20 protein-coding genes and 1 pseudogene are annotated in these 19,919 nt (G+C 54.0%); 14 read left to right on the top strand and 7 right to left on the bottom strand.

The annotated features are described in order from the left end of the window. The 5 genes and pseudogenes from HKD21_RS13520 to HKD21_RS13500 all read left to right on the top strand — a co-directional run. Positions 1-98 (top strand): annotated as a pseudogene (locus HKD21_RS13520) (IS5/IS1182 family transposase); the annotation flags it as partial. Beyond that, positions 95-598, top strand: a complete 504-nt coding sequence (locus HKD21_RS13515; RefSeq protein WP_194256148.1) for a YceI family protein — start codon at positions 95-97, stop codon at positions 596-598. The pseudogene HKD21_RS13520 and the gene HKD21_RS13515, both read left to right, overlap by 4 nt. Positions 599-602: 4 nt before the next feature. Continuing rightward, the gene (locus HKD21_RS13510) at positions 603-1,214 is read left to right on the top strand and encodes a cytochrome b (protein ID WP_194256147.1); all 612 of its coding nucleotides are present in this window, start codon (positions 603-605) and stop codon (positions 1,212-1,214) included. Between the two features lie 4 nt (positions 1,215-1,218). Then, entirely contained in the window at positions 1,219-1,806 is a 588-nt protein-coding gene (locus tag HKD21_RS13505) for a YceI family protein (RefSeq protein ID WP_194256146.1), read from the top strand. 205 nt (positions 1,807-2,011) lie between these two features. Then, entirely contained in the window at positions 2,012-2,422 is a 411-nt protein-coding gene (locus HKD21_RS13500) for a DoxX family protein (RefSeq protein WP_194256145.1), read from the top strand. Between the two features lie 25 nt (positions 2,423-2,447). Here HKD21_RS13500 and HKD21_RS13495 read toward each other — a convergent pair whose 3' ends face one another. From HKD21_RS13495 to HKD21_RS13485, 3 genes are all read right to left on the bottom strand, one after another. Continuing rightward, positions 2,448-3,368, bottom strand: coding sequence for a LysR family transcriptional regulator (locus HKD21_RS13495; RefSeq protein WP_194256144.1), 921 nt, complete (start codon positions 3,366-3,368; stop codon positions 2,448-2,450). 101 nt (positions 3,369-3,469) lie between these two features. After that, positions 3,470-5,041 (bottom strand): TolC family protein, encoded by a 1,572-nt coding sequence (locus tag HKD21_RS13490; protein ID WP_194256149.1) that lies wholly within the window; start codon positions 5,039-5,041, stop codon positions 3,470-3,472. A gap of 669 nt (positions 5,042-5,710) precedes the next feature. Continuing rightward, positions 5,711-6,922 carry an MFS transporter gene (locus HKD21_RS13485; RefSeq protein WP_194256143.1) on the bottom strand — a complete coding sequence of 404 codons (1,212 nt, stop codon included), beginning with the start codon at positions 6,920-6,922 and terminating at the stop codon, positions 5,711-5,713. 105 nt (positions 6,923-7,027) lie between these two features. Between HKD21_RS13485 and HKD21_RS13480 the strand changes: the two genes are divergently transcribed. After that, complete coding sequence (locus tag HKD21_RS13480) at positions 7,028-7,960, top strand: AraC family transcriptional regulator (protein ID WP_194256142.1); 933 nt, start codon at positions 7,028-7,030, stop codon at positions 7,958-7,960. A gap of 195 nt (positions 7,961-8,155) precedes the next feature. Here the strand turns inward: HKD21_RS13480 and HKD21_RS13475 are convergent, their stop codons facing one another. Then, positions 8,156-9,103: a LysR substrate-binding domain-containing protein gene (locus HKD21_RS13475; RefSeq protein ID WP_194256141.1), complete on the bottom strand. Its 948-nt coding sequence runs from the start codon at positions 9,101-9,103 to the stop codon at positions 8,156-8,158. Positions 9,104-9,180: 77 nt separating this feature from the next. Here HKD21_RS13475 and HKD21_RS13470 point away from each other — a divergent pair, with 77 nt between their 5' ends. From HKD21_RS13470 to HKD21_RS13460, 3 genes are all read left to right on the top strand, one after another. Next, positions 9,181-10,125: an MBL fold metallo-hydrolase gene (locus HKD21_RS13470; protein WP_228121498.1), complete on the top strand. Its 945-nt coding sequence runs from the start codon at positions 9,181-9,183 to the stop codon at positions 10,123-10,125. Next, a complete protein-coding gene (locus HKD21_RS13465; protein WP_194256140.1) occupies positions 10,122-11,078 on the top strand; it encodes an alpha/beta hydrolase in 957 nt (318 codons plus the stop codon). The genes HKD21_RS13470 and HKD21_RS13465 overlap by 4 nt, the downstream gene beginning before the upstream one ends. 188 nt (positions 11,079-11,266) lie before the next feature. Then, positions 11,267-11,593 carry a YnfA family protein gene (locus HKD21_RS13460; RefSeq protein ID WP_194256139.1) on the top strand — a complete coding sequence of 109 codons (327 nt, stop codon included), beginning with the start codon at positions 11,267-11,269 and terminating at the stop codon, positions 11,591-11,593. Between the two features lie 60 nt (positions 11,594-11,653). On the opposite strand, the gene HKD21_RS13455 is transcribed toward HKD21_RS13460, so the two are convergent. Next, positions 11,654-12,868 (bottom strand): MFS transporter, encoded by a 1,215-nt coding sequence (locus HKD21_RS13455; RefSeq protein ID WP_194256138.1) that lies wholly within the window; start codon positions 12,866-12,868, stop codon positions 11,654-11,656. 103 nt (positions 12,869-12,971) lie between these two features. Between HKD21_RS13455 and HKD21_RS13450 the strand changes: the two genes are divergently transcribed. Together HKD21_RS13450 and HKD21_RS13445 are read left to right on the top strand one after the other, a co-directional pair. Beyond that, on the top strand, positions 12,972-13,607 hold the full coding sequence (locus tag HKD21_RS13450; RefSeq protein WP_194256137.1) for a TetR/AcrR family transcriptional regulator: 636 nt from the start codon (positions 12,972-12,974) through the stop codon (positions 13,605-13,607). Between the two features lie 634 nt (positions 13,608-14,241). Beyond that, positions 14,242-15,132 (top strand): aldo/keto reductase, encoded by an 891-nt coding sequence (locus HKD21_RS13445; RefSeq protein ID WP_194256136.1) that lies wholly within the window; start codon positions 14,242-14,244, stop codon positions 15,130-15,132. Between the two features lie 18 nt (positions 15,133-15,150). Here HKD21_RS13445 and HKD21_RS13440 read toward each other — a convergent pair whose 3' ends face one another. Next, positions 15,151-15,615 carry a nuclear transport factor 2 family protein gene (locus HKD21_RS13440; RefSeq protein WP_194256135.1) on the bottom strand — a complete coding sequence of 155 codons (465 nt, stop codon included), beginning with the start codon at positions 15,613-15,615 and terminating at the stop codon, positions 15,151-15,153. A gap of 107 nt (positions 15,616-15,722) precedes the next feature. On the opposite strand from HKD21_RS13440, the gene HKD21_RS13435 reads away from it, so the two are divergent. After that, positions 15,723-16,673: a GlxA family transcriptional regulator gene (locus tag HKD21_RS13435; RefSeq protein ID WP_194256134.1), complete on the top strand. Its 951-nt coding sequence runs from the start codon at positions 15,723-15,725 to the stop codon at positions 16,671-16,673. Between the two features lie 75 nt (positions 16,674-16,748). On the opposite strand, the gene HKD21_RS13430 is transcribed toward HKD21_RS13435, so the two are convergent. Then, positions 16,749-17,618, bottom strand: a complete 870-nt coding sequence (locus tag HKD21_RS13430; protein ID WP_194256133.1) for an aldo/keto reductase family oxidoreductase — start codon at positions 17,616-17,618, stop codon at positions 16,749-16,751. 97 nt (positions 17,619-17,715) lie between these two features. Here HKD21_RS13430 and HKD21_RS13425 point away from each other — a divergent pair, with 97 nt between their 5' ends. Beyond that, entirely contained in the window at positions 17,716-18,624 is a 909-nt protein-coding gene (locus HKD21_RS13425) for a LysR family transcriptional regulator (protein WP_194256132.1), read from the top strand. A gap of 669 nt (positions 18,625-19,293) precedes the next feature. Continuing rightward, positions 19,294-19,842, top strand: a complete 549-nt coding sequence (locus tag HKD21_RS13420; protein ID WP_228121497.1) for an integrase arm-type DNA-binding domain-containing protein — start codon at positions 19,294-19,296, stop codon at positions 19,840-19,842. Positions 19,843-19,919 lie beyond the last annotated feature (77 nt).

Here is a 19,919-nt window from a genome sequence, read left to right as displayed (position 1 = left end):
ACTGGCGACGTGTTGCGACCCGATATGACCGCTGCGCTCATACATTCATGTCCGCAATCCACATCGCAGCAAGCGTCATCTTCTACCTCAAAGAATGAGTCCTGAGCCTAGCCACACTCAGGTTGGCTTTTCCGTTCTGCATTTTGGGTTCACGAACTATCAGGGCGTCTTTTCCGACGTTTCCGGCACGCTGGACCTCAACGACAAAAATCCGGCTAAATCCCATCTTTCCGTGAGCATTCCGGTTGGATCGGTTCAGACGACCAGCGCCAAGCTGACCGAAGAACTCAAGGGCGACCAGTGGTTCAATGCGGCGCAGTATCCGAACGCCACATTTGAATCCATCTCCGTCCGACGCACAGGCAAGGCCGATGCCATCGTCACCGGCAATCTGACGCTCCATGGTGTTACGAAGCCTGAGACGCTGAAGGTTCATTTCATCGGCGCAGGTGTCAACGCGCTCGACAAGAAATACACAGCCGGTTTTGAAGCCACAGGTACCATCAAGCGCAGCGATTTCGGCGTGAAGATGTATGTCCCGTATGTCAGCGATGCCGTGCAACTGCGGATTGCAGGCGCTTTCGAAAAGCAGGGCTAAGTCCATGGCTGCGCCCGCAAAGCAGAGCCGCGGGATCACGCGATATACGGGCGTGGCGATTATCCTTCACTGGTTGATCGCTGCGGGAATCCTGACCCTGATCGTTATGGGGCTGATCATGGATCATCTGTCTCTTGATCCGATGCGTGTTTTTCAGCTGTACCAGCTTCACAAGTCGATCGGTATTACGGTCATGGTTCTTATTGCCCTGCGGATTGTCTGGCGCCTGACGCACAGGCCGCCAGAGCTTCCCGGTGACATGAAGGGGTTCGAGCGCATGGCGGCCCATCTGACGCATGCAGCTTTATACGGCCTGCAAATATTCATGCCGCTGAGCGGATGGGCCATGGTGTCGGTGTCCGCTCTGGGGATTCCAACCCTTCTGTACGGCACCATCCTCTGGCCCGATCTGCCAGTGCTTTCAACGTTGCAGAATAAAGCCCCCGTCGAAACCGCACCAAAAGCGGTTCATCATTGGGGCGGCTGGTTTCTGCTGGCGTTGATTGTTCTGCACATCGCCGCTGCCCTGCGTCACCATGTCGTTTTGAACGATAACACCCTGCGACAGATGCTTCCTGCCATTGGCAGAAAGTCTGTTCCCAGACACGGAGACTGACATCATGGCTTTCCTTAAAAAAGTAGCCTTTTCAGCGTTCGCCATGAGCTTTCTGGGCGCGACACCTGTTTTCGCCGCAGACTGGACGATTGATCCGGCTCACAGCACGATCGATTTTTCGGGAACACAGACCGGACATGCCTTTACGGGACATTTCGGAAAATTCGACGGAACCATCTCTTTCGATCCGGCTCATCCCGAAGAGGGGCATGCGAAAATCACGATCGATATTGCAAGCGCCACGACAGCGGACAAACAGCGTGATGGAGCCATGCCAGGAAGTGACTGGTTCAATGTAGCCCGCTTCCCGACTGCGACGTTTGAAGCCCGCAGCTTCCGGGCCAAAGGCGGTAATGCATACGAAGCTGTTGGAACGCTGACGATCCGTGGTGTCAGCAGGCCCGAGACCCTGCCTTTCACTCTCGACATCAACGGCCAGACAGCTCACGCCAAAGGTCATCTTGATCTGATCCGCTCCGCTTTCGGCATTGGTCAGGGCCCGTGGGCCACCGGACAGTGGGTTGCGCTTCAGGTGGGTGTGACCATCGATGTCACCGCAAGCCAGACGTCAGAAGCACCGACCCGTCCGTGACAGTGTTCTGTGCTGCGTTCTCCGACGAGCTGGGTGGGCGTGGTTTCTCTGGCTCATCCGGCTAAACTATAGAAACATACAGTTTCTATAGTTTCCATTTATTGATTTCTGAGGCAACGGTAAAACAGACATCAACGGCCCAGGAGCGCAGAACAGCAAGCCTCCGGCTGAATGTCAGATACTTTCAAATACGAAAGACAAACCGATGAACATGTCCTTTCCACGCGATCAGGCTCTTCTTGCCTCACGCATTCTTCTCGCCCTTCTGTTCGTCCTGATGGGGTGGAGCAAACTGACGGGCTTTGAAGGAACCGTAGGATATATGGCCAGCACGGGTGCCCCGGTTCCGACAGTGTCTGCTATTATTGCCATCGTCACCGAACTCGGTATCGGTCTGGCACTTATCGCCGGTTTTCTAACGAGACCGCTCTCCATTCTTCTCGCTATCTATACGATCGTCACAGCGTTCATCGGTCATCATTACTGGACGTTCGACGGCATGGCTCGATACGATATGTGGATTCATTTCTACAAGAATTTCAGTATCGCAGGCGGTCTTCTCGCCCTCGCGGCCTCTGGAGCCGGTCGCTTCTCTGTGGATGCTCTGCGTCGATAAGCCCATAGTCTTATCTGGTCGAACTTCATGCAGTCGTGTTGGCCCAGGGCGGATGTTCAAACGCCGAGATCAGGTGATCCATCAAGGCGTTGACCCGGAAGGGGCGGAGCGTACTGCTGGATGTCACGAGATAAAGCGCAATGCTCGCGGCATCCCAGTCCGGCAGGATCTGTTCGAACCGTCCATCCCGCATGCCATCCCAGACCATGAATTCGGGAAACAGGCCAAATCCCAGATGCGCTTCCAGTGCTGGCAGAAAAGCCTCCGCATTATTGGCCCTAAAACGTGAGGCCTGGGACAGCACATAATTCTCACCGGTTTTTGTGGACGTAAAGCGCAACGTACCGGGAGCGGATATATTCGTATAAACGAAGCTTTTCTGCTCTTCGAGGTTACGAGGATGCGTCGGACGCCCGATACGATCCAAATACTTCGGGGTTGCAACCAGAAGCAACCGAACTCCACAGAGATGCCGGGCACGCAGGGATGAATCGGCCAGAGATGCAATCCTCAAAGCCAGATCATACCCTTCAGCCACGAGGTCAACGAGGGAATCGCTGAAATCCACAGTGATGTCGATATCCGGATATCGCTCCAGAAAGGCCGGGAGTACGGGCGAGAGATGCCTGATTCCGAACGTCATGGGCGCAGCGACCCGGATCAGGCCTGAAGGCCGATGGGTGCCTCCACGGGCTTCACTTTCGGCAGCTTCTGCTTCAGCAAGTATCCGGTTTGCATGCCCCAGCAGCATGCGGCCTGTTTCCGTTACGGACATCTGACGGGAATTCCGACTGAACAGCGCCACCCCCAGAGACTGCTCCAGACGACTGATGGCTTTCGAGATCGTCGGTTTGGAAAGCTGAAGCTCTTCGGCAGCGCGCACGAAAGAACCGCGTTCGGCCACTTTGGCAAAAATGGCCCAAGCCTCGAAATCCGGCAGTCTCATACAAGCAATCTCCAGAACTGAACGTCAGCCATTAATTATCTTTTTGATCGAGCATCATACAGGAAATCACGCAGTTCTCTGGACGCTGGAGGTTCCCTCTTTTAACCCAAAGAACCCGCCCCAAAGGCCAGCCCCGCAGCAGCAATCAAAGCAGCGTAATAAGCATCTGAACGACTGAGATTAGCGTCAAGAAGCCCGTTCTGCGCCAACTCCGTTTGTGTCACTGACCCCGTTCCCGAGCGGTACGATAACAAAGCTGCATCAAAGTTCGTCTGCGAGGCCACACGGAGTTTGGATGCCGCGTCGTAAGCTTGAAGGCTTGTATGCAGGGCATTCTCCGCCAGAACAATCTGCTGGACTGCACCATTGACTGTCTGTCGAAGAGTAGCTTCTGCACTGTCTTCCTGATCTTGCGCGCGTTTGACAATAGCAGAACGCAAACCACCGTCAAAAATAGGGACACTGATCCCACCAAGAATCAACGTACTGAAACGGTTTCCTGAAAGATTAAGAGTTGGAGATACACTATCACTGGCACTCGGTATGGAAGTCAGATTGGTTCGCCCTGTTGAGTACGCCACGTTGCCTGTCATAAAGATGCTTGGAAGAAATGCCGCACGCGCTGCAGAAATACGACTTTGCGCAGAACGCATTGCTGCATAAGCAGCCAATACATCCGGACGACGTCCAACCGCTGCTTTGACCACTTCATCACTTAAACGCACATCTTCCAAAGACAGGGAACGTCCCGATACGTCTTCAAGATTGATACGGGATTCCGTCGAAACTCCCATATTATTAAGTAACGCCAGATAAGTATTCTGTTCTTCTCCTTGAGCTTGCACAAGACGCAGATTGACCTGTGCGGTCACCTGTCGTGCCTGTGTGACATCCATGATTGTTCCTTGCCCCTGTTTCAGCCTTGCCTCTGCCGCGGCTTGCACGTGTTCTGCATTTTCCAGCGATGTCTGTAAGAGTTGCACGCGAGTGGAGGCTGCAGCATGTGTATAGAAAGCAGTTGTAACGCCATAGATGATTTTCTGATGCACACCCGTGAAAAGAACATTGGTTGCCAATTGAGCCTGGCGCGCAGCACTAATAAGGGATTCTCTCCGACCAAAATCAAATAACAACCATCGAAGCCCCACTGTCTGAACTTCCGCAGTCCCTGAACTGCGCCGCTTTGGGTTGCCATTGATGCCAATAGAGCCATAGTTATCTGCGTCAAACGATGCATCCGTAGTTTGGCTTTTCGCTCGAGACCATCCTCCTACAACAGTTGCCGTTAGCGTGGGAAGATAAGTACTTTTAATAATTCCAACGGCCAGCGCCGCATCTCGTGCAGTATTCCATGCTTTTCTTGTTTGCGGATTAGAGGACTGCGCAACATCAATCAGGTCTGCCAGAGTATATGAATCTTTTTTTTGATCATTAAGCAGTGGCGCTTCCCCCTGAATAACTGCATTTGGATTTGAGGGGAGTGTATATTTTGCAGGCAAAGATAGTTTAGATAATTTTTTTTCTTTTCCAGGAATGATCACACCCCCGGCAGTAACATTAGGTTGCCACGGCTGATCGGGACTGGCGGGGGCTGTGTCCAATTCCGATGTCGCACATCCTGATAACACCAATGACAATGTAGCGGCAAAAATCCGTTTATTACTATTTTTTATCAATTCAATTACTCCACATTTATTAAAATCATTAATGTTAATATTTTTCAATATGCTACAAACTTATTCACAACATTCTCAACACAACTTTGGTATTTTAAAAAAGGGCATTCCACTCACACCACGAAAAACACTTTCCACGTAGTGTAGCAGATTTTTTGTTTCACTGAATTTCATCGTGAACACCGTCTAAAAAACGAAATTTTTCTGACACGCGTTACGACGTTGTTTGAAAAATCGAGGACGTGAGGGAATCAAAGAACCGTTAACCGAAGCCGTTATGCCCTGATTTAGGCCTTAACGGACGGACGTTGGCGGTCTTTTGTGACGATATTCGCTCTGCATCGGGAGCAGAGTAGAAAACATGCTGCTCTGGACCACTCCCTGTCGACGCTGATCAGCTGCAGAAACAGAAATCGTATGAAGGGCAGGCGAGCATCGATCAGATACTTCTTCTGTTTATCGAATAGGTTGTTCAGCAACGCCATGGCAGACAGCCGCCCTTGCTTCTGTCTGAATGGACCAGAGCCTTCTCAAAATCCGCTAGCCACTTTACAATCAAAAAAACACTCCCGAAGCGATGCTTACGGAAGTGCCGTTAAAGTTGATTGCCAAGGCAGAATTGACTCTCTGTTCGCGAGGATCGCCAAACAGATTGCCGTACTCAGATCAATGCGGCCGGACCCTGACCCGAAGGGCAATTAGTAGTGCCGAAAGTAGAAGGATGGCGCTGGCTACACTAAATACCCCTATCACACCGCCAATACTGAACATCACGCCTCCGACAGCCGCACCAGTAGCGATGGCAGACTGTACGGACACGACGACCATTCCGCCTGCGCTTTCTGCCTGATCCGGCACGGCATGTGCGACCCAGTTAGACCACGCTACAGGAACACCACCAAAAGCCATCCCCCATAGGATCACCAGCAGCACCTGACCGGTTGTTCCAGTAGGCAGCAGGATCAGACCCAGACTTGCTCCGCCGATCAGAACCGGCATGACGATGAGCGTAGCGCGTAGGCTATGTTCCAGTACCCATCCGGCAACCAGTGTTCCAACGAAGTTTGCGAGGCCAAATGCCAGCAACACCAATGCCAGGCCGCTGACGTTAATCACCATCACACTTTCCAGCACGGGCCGGATGTAAGTGAACAAAGCGTACTGCCCTGTATGGACAAAGGTGCAGCACAACATGCCCACGCCGATCCCCGGCCTGCGCAGGATTCCCAGAATGGTACTCAGCTTAGCCGGACGCTGCGGTGCCAGAGGCGGAAGTGTCAGGAACTGGAAGAGCAACGTCACAGCCCCAAGCGCTGCGGCGGCGAAAAAAGCGCTTCTCCAACCGTATAACCCGCCGAGATAACTGCCGAAGGGTACGGCGACGACAGTTGCCACCGAAATACCGCTGAAAATGATCGAAAGGGCCCGTGGCAGAAGTGCTGCTGGAACAAGACGCATCGCTACGGCAGCCGCCATGCTCCAGAACCCGCCCAGCGCAATACCCAACAGAACACGCATTGCAAGAAGGAAGATGAGACTCGTTGAAAGAGCTGCCAGCAGATTGGATGCAATCATCAACAGACTGAACGCGAGGAGCACAACGCGGCGATCGATCTTCTGCGTCAGGCTTGCTGTCAGCAATCCCGAGAACATGGCAATCACCGCTGTTACAGTAACCGCCTGCCCTGCCAGCGCCTCTGAGACACCTAACCCGGCTGCCATAGGGGTCAAAAGGCTTGCGGGCAGATATTCCGCTGTCAGAAGTCCGAAAACCCCCATGGTTAGCGAAAAGACCGCCATCCATGCAGGAGACGTAACCTCCTTCGCTTCGATAACGCCGGACTCAGCAGGAACTGGGTCCAGAAATGCGTCACTCATAAAAATGTCCTCAAGATTGCCGTTACGTCACAGGCTAGGCAGATCGGTCGGGACGATCTATGATTGGAAATCCGTTTTTTTTGATCATAAAGCCGGAATTTTTTGATGTTGGATCAGATTGCTCCGTCCTCCGATCTCATGAGTGAGCTTCTTCTCGGAATGCGGTTGCGCGGTCTTCAATACCGTCGCATCCATGTGGGCTCATCTTTTGGTTTTGCCTTCAGGGAAAAAACCGGTTGTGCCTATTTTCATTTCATGGCGACCGGGAAGGCAGCGCTTCGAACAGAAGACGGAGTTCGTGAGACGCTCGCGGCGGGAAATGCAGTGTTTTTACCGCAAGGGAGCGCTCATCAAATCGTCTCCGATCCGACGGCTTCAGTTCAGGATATCGAGCATTACGATGTCGCTCCTCTCAGCGAGACCTTGTATGCCGTGACAACCCCTGAACCGCAGTCCATCTTTTTTAGTGGCTGCATGGAGTTCGACCTTGGCGGTCTGCAAGGGCTTGTGCCTCTGATGCCCGAGATCATGAAGATTGATGCTACGAGCCAGCGTTACCTCGAACTTATGCCGATTTTAACAGCCATGGAACAGGAAGCCTGCAGCGGCCGCGTGGGAGACGCTGGTATTCTTGCGCGCCTAGCGGATGTTGTGATGACTGTCATCGTTCGGGGCTGGGTCGAATGCGGTTGCGGTAATAGTTCCGCTTTTGTAACAGCCTTGCGGGAGCCGAGATTGTCACGTGCCATTCTTGCCCTCCATCGCCAGCCTGGACGCGACTGGAGTGTGGCGGAGCTGGCCGCTGAAAGCGGTCTTTCGCGCTCCGTCTTTGCAAAGCGCTTCCAGGAAACGATAGGTGTTACCCCTTTGCGTTATGCCGGTGAGTTACGGATGCGCATTGCCCGAACCTGGCTTGCTTATGACAAAATCTCCATTGAGAGAGTGGCCGATCGGCTAGGATATACGTCTCAGGCAGCCTTTAGCCGTGCCTACAAGCGGATTGTCGGTGTGTCCCCCGGGTATAGTCGTCGAACATAGCAATAGTCTTCGGATAATGGACTTTCCTGCTAACGGAAAGCAGATGGAACGGTGCGAGTGAGCAACCGAGAAGCCATGCCGGATTTTACAGCTCCCGGCACGGGGTTACCAAGCCTGAAAAGACCAGAATAATAGAGATACTCCGCACAACAGAAAAAATTGCAGGGTATGGTTGCAAAAGAGCAGCTATGTTTTTTACGGAAAGACGCTGGAAGTCTGGATGTCATTTTTTAATAGTGACGTCACGGCGTTACGCAGCCACATGGCAGCAGGGTCGCGATCGCTGCGAACAGACCAGACCATTGAAACAGCAGGAATTCGTAGATCCAACGGTACCGGTCGTAACGTCAAACCGAAATGTTCTGCATGCTGATGCGCGATACGACTGGGCAGTGTCGCCAGAACCGGCGCAGTCGCAGCTGTGGCCAGCGCAGTCAGGAAATCTGATGCGGCCAGAACGACATTAAGTTTCTGACCGATCCGCCCCAGAGCCTCAGACAAACAGCCCTGAATGTCGTCCTTCAACGTCATGAGCGCATGCGGCAATGTAAGATAGCGTTCAATCGTGAGTGGAGCGTCCGGATCAATCAGATCAGGGTTGAAACAGCAGGCAAGCGTTTGTTCATACAATGGCACACCACAGTGACGCTCCATCCCGAAATCAAAACACCCAACCGCAATGTCCAGCGCACCGGTGTCCAGCAACGTATGAACTTCGCTGCGCGGCGAGCCTCGTGACAGCAGTTGTATCCCCGGCGCATGGCTTTGTAGATAAGACGTCAGTCTGGGCATTAGGAAGACTTCGAGTTCGGATGAAAATCCAAAACGGAAAATTCGTTTCTCTGTCTCCGAGTTAAACCGGTCCTCGGCTGTCAGAATGCCTTGAACCTGCCTCAACATCTCAGCGACACGCGGAGCCATGGCGACTGCTTTGGCGGTCGGCAGCATGACGGCACCCGTCCTTACCAGCACCTCATCTGCCAGAAGTATTCTCAGCGTTGCCAAAACATGGCTCATTGCCGGTTGCTGAATACGCAAACGGTGCGCAGCCTTCGTGACGCTGCGTTCTGACACAAGGGCATCAAAGGCGATCAGCAGATTGAGGTCAAAGGATCGAAGATTGAAATGATCAATAGGCTTCATGCGTCAAATCGATTTGTATGATGATCGGATGCACCCTAGCTCTAGATGCAACGCAAAACAATTGCATTGGGGCTAAAATGACAGAAGCTTTTCACGTTGGAGACGCCCGCATTACGCGTATCCAGGAACTGCACTGGGACAATGCTGATCCCGGAAAACTGTATCCGGATATGGATCCTGAGGCGCTGGCGACGTTTGGTTCGTCCTTAACGCCCGGCTCCTTTAACAGCACCACCGGTAGACTTGCGCAAGGAACCCACGCATGGCTCGTCCAATTGCCGGGCACCACGATCCTGATCGATACCGCGACCGGTAATGATAAGCCCTTACCAGCCGCACCAGCACTTGATCATCTGCATACGCCGTTTCTTGCACGTCTTGCTGCTGTAGGCGTCCAGCCCGAACAGATTGATACTGTACTGCACACGCATATTCACGCCGATCATGTCGGATGGAATACCCATTTACGAGACGGAAAATGGGTGCCGACTTTTCCGAACGCACGTCATTATTTTTCGGAAATTGAAGCCCGTTATGGCGCCAGCAACGACGGTATTGATCCGGCGCCGGATCTGCCCCCTGAGATTTTGGGACCTCCCGACCATCGACCACTACGCCGTGTCTATCAAGACAGCATGCTTCCAGTGATCGAAGCCGGGCTTGGACAGCCTATCGCAATCGACGGTCAGGAAGTCCTTGCAGGCCTCTCTTTTCATTCGACCCCAGGGCACAGCATCGACCATGCCTCAATCCGCCTGAGGTCGAAGGGGCAGGAAGCCTGGTTCACGGGAGATGTCATGCATCATCCACTTCAGGTTTATCGCCCGGATCTGCGCTCCGTTTACTGCGAATTCATTGAAACGGCAGAACGCTCGCGTCGATGGATGCTCGAACAGGCCGCCGAAAGTGGAAGCCTGTGTTTCACGCCGCATTTTGCAGAAACGAGTGCAGGTTACGTCAAACGCCGCAAAAACGGATTTTCATGGGAATTTGCACAGCCCGATACAGGAGAAATCAAATGACCAATATTCATACAGAAAACCTGCATATCCCCAGTGATACTACGGGTATTTCACTCCATCTGCGTCATAAACGACGCACGGACATCCCGTCATTTGGTCCAGAGCGCACTATTTTGTTGATGCACGGTGCGACACTACCAGCGGAGAGTCTGTTTGACGTTCCTGTTGGCGATGGGACGTTTATGGACAGCCTCGCTCAAGATGGGTTTGACGTCTACGCGCTCAACGTGCGTGGCTTCGGAGGCTCAACACGCCCACCCGGCATGGAGGGCGCACCGGAGGACGCCCCTCCTCAGGTCAGAACTGAAACTGCCGTGCGTGACCTGGAAGCCGCCGTCAATTATATCCTGACCCAGCACGGTCTTCCTCGCCTGTGCCTGATCGGTATGTCATGGGGCGGTACCGTTACAGGCGCTTATACAGCCGCGAATAACGATAAAGTCGAAAAACTGACGCTCATAGCGCCGCAATGGATTAATAAAGGCGTGGCTCTGCTGGATCCCGGCGGGCCTGTTCACGCTTATCGGCGGTTCGATGTCGCGGCATTCCACAAAAACTGGCTGGACGGCGTACCGGAAGACAAACGCAGCGAGATTCTTCCTGCAGGATGGTTCGAGCAATGGGGCACGGTCATGCTTGCCAGCGACCCTGCAGAACAGAATGGTATCATCCGTGCACCAGCAGGCGTGATACAGGATATTCGCGAATACTGGTCTGCTGGAAAGTCCTTCTACGAGCCAGAACACATCACAGTCCCGGTTCTTTTGCTCCATGCCGAGTGGGACAGGAGTGTAACCACCGCGCAAATGGTGAATCTATTCCCTCGCTTTAAAAACGCACCTTACCGACGCTGGGTCGAAATTGGAGAAGGAACGCATATGGTGGTTATGGAAAAGAATCGATGGCAGGTTCTGGAAAGCATCAGGCGTTTTCTGCAAACGGATGCCGTTTGAACTCAGGGTTTTATGGAGTTGAATTCGGTAATCTGCCCAGGTCTCTGTGATGAGACTGGAAATGAGCATCGCGCACTTCGTCACAGCGTGCGATACAGAATGTAGGAAAGGCCCGAGCCTGATTACTCCATAGTGGACGACTTGTCGGGGACGGCAAGGCTGGCCATAGCCTGTTGCGGAGCCAACTGATGATGACCATTCTTGCCTATATCGGTGCTGCGCTGGCGGAGATCGGCGGCTGCTTCGCATTTTGGGCGTGGCTACGCCTTGGCAAATCTGCATGGTGGGTCGCACCAGGCATGGTCTCTCTGACCGTGTTCGCGTTGCTTCTCACCCGCGTCGACAGTGACGCAGCTGGACGCGCCTACGCGGCTTACGGCGGCATTTACGTCTGTGCTTCTCTCTTCTGGTTGTGGGCAGTTGATGGCGTGAGACCCGACCGTTGGGATATCGCGGGCGGTCTGATTTGTTTGATCGGAACGAGTATCATTTTACTCGGTCCTCGGGCCGGATAGCGACCGATATATTGGCAAGGCTGATGCCTCTCGTATCCACAATCCGCCCACATCAAACTTTTAGTTTTCGGCCTCATGCCCGAGCCGGTGCCCAGGTCGGAATCCATGGGATCTGGCCTTCCATGCGATCAGGAGTCCAGCAAGCGCGAGACCCATTACAGCCCAGGGGAACGACATAGCCCCCCAGGTCTCAAGCAACACCCCGCCCAGAATTCCTCCACCGGCTATGGCACTATTCCAGGCGACGACGTTCATCGACAGGGCGACATCCGCGCCTTCACCGGCCGCGTCCGCAAGGGCTGTCTGAAGTAACGTCGCAGCGCCACCGAATGTCAGGCCCCATACCGTGACGCCGATCATGATCACCACAGGCGATGCAGATCCGATTGCAAAAACGCCAGCGACAACGGCGAAGATTGCGAGGCTGGCCAGAACCGACAGACGCAGAGCGTGATCGACCGTACGACTGGTTAGCCAGATGCCGAAAAGAGCGGCGAAACCAAAGAGCAGGAGGATGCGATCGGCTTCCCCCGCCAGTCGGGCAGGAGCGATGAACGGTACGATATAGATGTACAGCACATTGTGCGCGAGCATCCATGTCATCACGACGCTCAGGACAGACCGTACACCTGGCGTTCGCAGGACATGCCCGAACGGCAGACGCTCGTGATGTGCAAGGCCCGGAAAATCAGGAACTTTCGCCAGAACCCAGACGATTAGCAGCAGAGAGGCGCCCGACATGATCCCGAAGGCCAGTCTCCAGCCAACAGCCGCGCCCAGCCATGTACCCGCCGGAACACCCAACGAGAGCGCAATCGGCGTCCCGACCATGGCGATGGCCAGAGCACGTCCCTGCTGGGCACGTGTCACCATTCTGCGCGCATAGCCTGCCAGCAAGGCCCAGGCGAGACCTGCCGCTGCACCTGCACCATATCGCGCCACGAGGGTCAGGTCGTAATGCGTCGAAAATGCCGTAATGGAGTTGAAGACTACAAAGCCGATGATCGCCAGCAGCAGAACCCGCCTTCGCCGCCAACGCTGTGTAAATAGTGTCAGCGGGATCGCGGCACTCAGGGAGCCCAGAGCGTAAGCTGTGACCATCTGGCCGGCCAATGCGGAGGAAATATGCAAGCCAGCCCCGATCTCGGGCAACAGACCAGCGGGAAGAGTTTCGGTCATGATGCAGATGAAGCCAGTCATCGCCAGCGCGAGCAGACCGGCTACAGGCAGTCCATCATCGGGGTTCCTGCGGAGGGATGTCGTCTTCGGGATCATGGGCTACTCATATATGGATCGATTGGTATATATATGAGCTGCAAAATTCTGGCAATTATTTCTGGATCAATTAATATGGAAGTCTTTCAGAAGGAGCGGCAGCATGGCGCGGACAGGTCGTCCCCGTGAGTTTGACAGGGACAAGGCGATTGATGCGGCCACGGCGCTTTTCTGGGCACAGGGATATGAACCGACGTCCCTGACGCAGCTAAAATCCTGCATGGGGAATATTTCGCCCGCGAGTTTCTACGCAGCGTTCGGCTCCAAGGAAGCCCTGTTCCGCGAAGTCGTGCAGCATTATCTGGCGACCTATGGACAGGTCATGGCGCCCTTATGGGACGAAAGTCTGTCATCGCGCGATGCAATCGAACGAACCCTGCGCGGCTCGGCGCGTATGCAGGCGGCGCGGACGCACCCTTGCGGATGTCTGGTCGTATCGGGCGCCAGCAATTGTTCACCCGAAAACGAACCTGTTCAGGCTCTCCTTGGAGGCGAGCGGCAGCGGACACGAGCTGGGATCCGGGCCTGCGTGGAACGCGCCGTTGCCCACGGTGAACTGCAGGATTGCGCAGCCACAAAAGTCCTGCCCGATATTCTCGCGACATTTCTCCATGGCATGACCTGCGAAGTTCGGGATGGGGTGACATCAACACAACTGGATGCGGCCGTTACGTCACTTCTAACATTGTGGGATGCCAACGCGACGATGTCCGGACGAACACAGTCAGACAGACACTAGCGCGCATGAGGCAAAGGGGCCTTAAGATCACAATTTTCCAGATTGACCGATCTATAACTCCCTGACTGTGCTTCATGTGAATATTATGGAGCAGTTGATGCGGAAATTGAGTTCCAGAACATACCACCGCATCTCAGCCAGGAGAGGCCGCCACCAAAGTCATCGCGCTGTATATGGCGAAAGACCTGGGTGAGCAGGGCATTACGGTCAATGCCTTAGGCGCGGCGGCGTCGGATTTCGATGGGGGGACTGGTCCGTGATTTCAGCGCCTTGGATGCTGGTTACCGGGCGTACAAAGCTGCGTGATTGAAGGCAGTGAGCCCGGTGATCGCGTGGGGGGCAATTCGCCGTGTTGAAATGGGCTATGTCGGCCCTATCCGTGAACAACTTCTATCGACATGGACCATGTGGTGACGTTCTCGATGATTAAATCAGCGCTACCCATCAGAAACTATGCTCTACGATCATCCTTCTTCCCATAACGGCGAGCGATAGCACATTCACTCAGTGGCGCGGACAGTTCAAGGCGCCTGCCGAGCACGCCGCCAGTATGAAAGTCCGGATGCTGACACATCTCTATGCTGGCCGAGATACTGGCATCAGAGGCAATCCCGTCATGAAGGAACCGAGGAATATGACTTACTCACCCTCCAGCGCTTCCCGATCCGGCACGTTCAAAATCGGCGGCGATCTCGAGATCAGCCGTCTGGGTTTCGGTGCAATGCGCATCACCGGCAAAGGCATATGGGGACCGCCTGTTGATCATGATGAAGCTATCCGCACGCTGAAGCATCTTCCCGAACTCGGCGTCAATTTTATTGATACGGCGGATTCCTACGGACCCGACGTCTCGGAATGGCTGATCAGGGAAGCACTGCATCCCTATCCCAAGGGCCTCGTCATCGCAACAAAGGGGGGCCTGACCCGTTCGGGGCCGGACATCTGGAAACCCGTGGGGCGACCGGAATACCTGCTGCAGCAGGTGCATAAAAGCCTGCGCAATCTGGGCGTCGAACAGATCGACCTGTGGCAGTTGCACCGCATTGATCCCAGAGTCCCGGCGGACGAACAGTTCGATGCAATCCGCTCCTTCATCGATCAGAAACTGATCCGTTACGCGGGACTGAGCGAGGTGTCCGTTGAAGATATCAAGGCAGCATCGAAGTTCTTTGAGGTCACGACAGTCCAGAACCGCTACAATCTTGTCGATCGTACCAGCGAGGAAGTGCTCGACTACTGTACGACGCAGAACATCGGGTTCATCCCGTGGTTTCCGCTCGCCGCTGGCGACCTCGCGAAGTCCGGGTCAATTCTGGACACCGTGGCGAAGAAGTACGGCGTGGAACCGAGCCAGATCGCCCTTGCCTGGGTTTTGAAACGTAGCCCCGTGATGCTGCCAATTCCCGGCACATCCAAGGTCGCCCATCTGGAACAGAATGTCGCTGCCACAGATATCTTACTGTCCGACGAGGACTTTGCGGCATTGGACGCAGAAGGCCGCAAGGCGTTCCAGTCAACCCGGTAAGGACACGCTTCCGGACAGTCACAGTCCCAACGCCGAAAGGCCGGGATGATTGTCCGGACGCCGTCCCTGAGACCAGTGGAACAGACGATCCGTAGCTGAAATGGGTTGATCATTGATTGACGCCGCGCGGTAACGCATCAACCCATTTTCATCGAACTCCCAGTTTTCGTTCCCGTGGGATCTGAACCACTCTCCGGTCTGATCCTGCCATTCATAGGCGAAACGAACAGCGATCCGGTTGTCATGAAAAGCCCAGAGTTCCTTGATAAGTCGGTACTCCTGCTCGCGCTTCCATTTCCGCGTCAGAAACGTCACGATCTCTTGTCGTCCACGAATGAATTCCAAGCGATTGCGCCACTGGCTACTGAGAGTATAGGCCTGCGCCACCTTTTCGGGGTCCTGCCCGTTCCAGGCGTCCTCCGCGAGACGAACCTTCTGAATAGCAGTTTCAGCATTGAAGGGGGGAAATGGGGGTCGGGACATTCAAATTCCGCCTCTGGTTCAGGATTGGATCATGGGTTGATCCAACGTCTGTCAGTGTTTTCCACTAGACCATTTGACGAAAGGACAATCATCCCTCATTTCAGGACATGCCCAGACAGATCGGTCTTCTCCTCTATCCGAATTTTCAATTGCTCGACGCTGCCGGAGTGACGGCTGCCTTCGAGATCGCCAGCGCATTCGGGGGTGCTCCATATGAGACGACACCCCTGTCCCAATATGGCGGTATGATCCGCTCATCTTCGGGAATGTTGATCGAGACCGTCCCGATCGCGGCAGCGGGGTCCGTGGATACGCTTGTCGTTGTCGGAGGAGAAGGTCACAAGCAGGCCATGGCCTGTCCTGAATTACAGGTCTTTATACGGCATCAGGCCCGCACTGCACGACGGATCTGCAGCGTGTGTACGGGAGCTTTTCTGCTGGCAGCGTCTGGCGTGCTTGATGGACGTCGTGTGACAACGCACTGGCAACAGGCCAGCGCCATGGCAGCACAATTTCCGAAAGTCCGAGTTTCTGCGGATGCCATTCATGTCCATGACGGTCCGGTCTGGACGTCTGCTGGTATCAGCGCAGGGATCGACATGGCTCTTGCGCTGATAACCGAAGATCTCGGTGCAGATATCGGGCGTCGTACGGCACAGCAGATGGTGGTTTTTTATCACCGCCCTGGCGGGCAGTCCCAATTCTCGACCCTGCTAGAGATGGGGAGCACTCAGGAACGCTTTGCCGAGCTTCTGGGATGGATCCGATCCCACCTTCAACAGCGCCTGACCGTGGAAGTTCTTGCCATTCAGGCGGGCATGAGTCCGCGGAATTTTTCACGCAGTTTTCAGGCGTCGGTGGGAATGAGCCCCGCCAAAGCGGTCGAAAAACTGCGTTTGGAAGCCGCACGGGAGCGTGTCGAGTGCTCCACACTCCCCATCGAAGCCATCGCTGTCATGACTGGCTTCCACGATCCCGAACGGATGCGGCGGGCCTTCCTGCGTGAATTTCACCAGCCGCCGCAGGCTATCCGGCGAAATGCCAATATCACCTACTAAAAATCTTCCCGGCGGAAGGTGCTTTACGCAGAAAGGTATCAGCAACGCTACACCAAAATAGTTCTGAAAACGAAATTACACGACAGCGATTGTATCAAGGCGCGCCTTAACATCGGACGACATTTCCAGCGTTGCTGCAGCAAGATTTTCCGACAGATGACGGAGGTTCGAAGTCCCTGGAATAAGGAGCAGATTCGGTGAACGGGCCAGCAACCACGCAAGCGCAACCTGCAATGGGGTCTTTCCTACATCAGAGGCAATCTCAGACAGAACATGTGACTGGATCGGGTTGAATCCACCCAGGGGAAAAAATGGCACATAGGCAATGCCCTGTGCCGTCAGCGCGTCGATCAGTGCATCGTCTTTTCTATGAACAAGGTTGTAATGGTTCTGTACACAAACAACTGGTGCGATCGTCTGTGCTTCAGCGATCTGCGTAGTCGTCGCATTGCTGAGACCGAGATGCCGGATGAGGCCCTGTTCACGAAGCGCAGCCAGTACTGAAAACGGCTCTGCCAGCGAACCCTCCAAAGGAGCATGAACGTCACCCATCAAACGCAGATTGACCACGTCAAGCTGATCAAGTCCCAGATTGCGTAGATTGTCGTGCACTGATCTGGTCAGATCTTGCGTGCTCTGCGCTGGGTGCCATGATGCATCCGCGCCACGCACCGCTCCGACCTTGGTCACGATCACGAGGTCATCATGATAAGGGTGGAGTGCCTCACGGATGATCTGGTTCGTAATGTGTGGGCCATAAAAATCGCTGGTATCGATATGATTGACGCCTGCTTCCACAGCAGAGCGAAGTACAGCAACAGCGGCTTTGTGATCCTGCGGCGGACCAAAAACACCCGGGCCAGCAAGTTGCATTGCCCCGTATCCCATACGGTTCACAATTCGGTCGCCGAGTATAAAAGTTCCGGCATGGGCGTGAATGCTCATTGGTCTCTCCTTGGTGAGGGTGCCTCCCAAAGATGGACTCGCTTTGAATGATCGATAAGCTGGGCGACTCTGAACGGGCTGTCCGGAAAATCGCACAATGCCACTCGAACTTGATGATCTTTCAGCTTTCATTGCCGTTACGCGAGCGGGCGGCTTCCGCGAGGCTTCACGTGTTTCAGGGTCTTCGGCCTCTGGACTCAGCGACGCTGTACGGCGACTGGAAACACGTCTTGGTACACGGTTGCTTCATCGAAGCACACGCAGCATCTCGCTTACAGAGACGGGCGTTCGGTTGTTTGAACGGCTTTCGCCAGCCCTTGCCGAGATCAGCGCCGCACTCGATACCGTCCATGCGCAAACCGACCAGCCTGCAGGAACAATCCGTCTCAATGTCCCGGCCAATGTCGCAAGAACCGTACTCCCAGGCATTCTGTCGCCCTTCCTGATCGCTCATCCACATATCCGTGTGGAGGTGACGGTAGAGGACAGTTTTGTAGATATTCTCGCCTCTGGCGCAGATGCAGGTATCCGATATGAAGAAAAGCTGGAACAGGATATGATCGCAGTCCCCATTGGGCCGCGTAGCCAGCGCCTTCTAGTTGCCGCTGCACCATCCTATCTTTCTGCGAAGGGACGTCCCCAGCACCCAGGCGAATTACTGGAGCACGCCTGCCTTCGTCTTCGCTTCTCCGGTGGAGCATCGGCTGTGTGGGAGTTCGAGAAAAATGGGGAAATTATTCGTCTTGATCCATCAGGCCCTTTATTGGTTCAACCCGGATTGGCGTGCGACCTTCTGTTAGAAACTGCCATAGCGGGCCTTGGTATTGTTTGTCTGTTCGAAGACTGGCTGACTCCGCACATCCGCAACGGGGCACTGGAAACAGTACTCGAAGACTGGTCTCCTCCATTTTCAGGGCCAATGCTTTATTATTCTGGCCGCCGCCAGTTGCCACCAGCACTTCGTGCATTTGTCGATTTCATTCGATCACGCTACCCTTCGGGATAATGAATATCGTTGCAATGCTAATGCATGAGCAATCGAAGTCTGTATTTATGGAATATTATGCGCCAGTCTTAAAATATCTACCTGCGGAAATGTCTAAGCTGCGATGCTGAACTTTACCACGAACAAGAAGAAATCATCGGGGACAGAGGCTATGTTAGCAACCAAATCCGGTTATCATTTACAGAACGTAATATTACTGTCCATCCTGTATTCTTCCGAAAAAGAATCGGGAATTAAAGCTGCTGTTTCCTATGTATTTACGTTCTATACACATCTATACACATCTATACACATCTATACACATCTATACACATCTATACACATCTATACACATCTATACACATCTATACACATCTATACACATCTATACACATCTTGTGCGTGGAGCAGAAACACAAAAAGCCACTATGAAGCGGCCTAAATGTTCGTTTTTAAACAGGGTATTTATGGTTGCGGGGGTAGGATTTGAACCTACGGCCTTCAGGTTATGAGTTCCAGTCTAATACTTACACAATTACCGCACAGAGCCGATTTTTTCACGATAAGTGGTAGTTTTTCTTAAGTTTTTACTCGATTCTTGCTACACTCTTCCACGGCTGGAATCGCCTGATTTCACTCCCAAATGATTCCTATTTGATTCCAGTGATTCCAACCGGGGAAGGATGTCCCATGGTCACGATCACCAAACGGTCCGTCGAAGCCGCCACCAAAACCGGCAAGGAATATTTCCTCTGGGATGACGAACTTCGCGGCTTCGGCCTCAGGGTCCATCCGTCAGGCCGGAAAATCTACCTCGCCCAGTTCCGCGCGGGTGGACGCATCCGCCGCGTCAATATTGGTCCTCATGGCCCGATCACACCAGATCAGGCTCGCACCGAGGCCATGAAGCATCTGTCCGATGTGCGGCGCGGCAGCGATCCGGGCGCACAGCGCGACGGCCTGCGTGCCGCCGCGACCATGAAGGAGTTCGGCAAGCGGTTCCTCGACGAGCATGTCGCCTCACACTGCAAGCCTTCGACCCGGTACGAATATCGCCGCTGCGTGGACCTGTTCATTACCCCAAAGCTCGGAATGCTCAAGGTCATCGACGTGACCCGCGCCGATGTCGTCGAACTGCACCAGTCGCTGAAGGAAACGCCCTATCAGGCCAACCGGGTGCTTGGGGTGCTGTCGATCATGTTCACCCTAGGCTCAGGACCTATTAATTTATTGAACTGAGCGAGAGGTTGTGATTCACAGGCTTACCGATGGAGGGTAGGCCTGTGAGTGAGGTATTTTTGTTGTCTGAGCGCCAG

The sequence above is a fragment of the Gluconobacter cerevisiae genome (genome assembly GCF_015244675.1).
GTDB lineage: Bacteria > Pseudomonadota > Alphaproteobacteria > Acetobacterales > Acetobacteraceae > Gluconobacter > Gluconobacter cerevisiae.
This window is presented reverse-complemented; position numbering and strand designations above follow the sequence as displayed.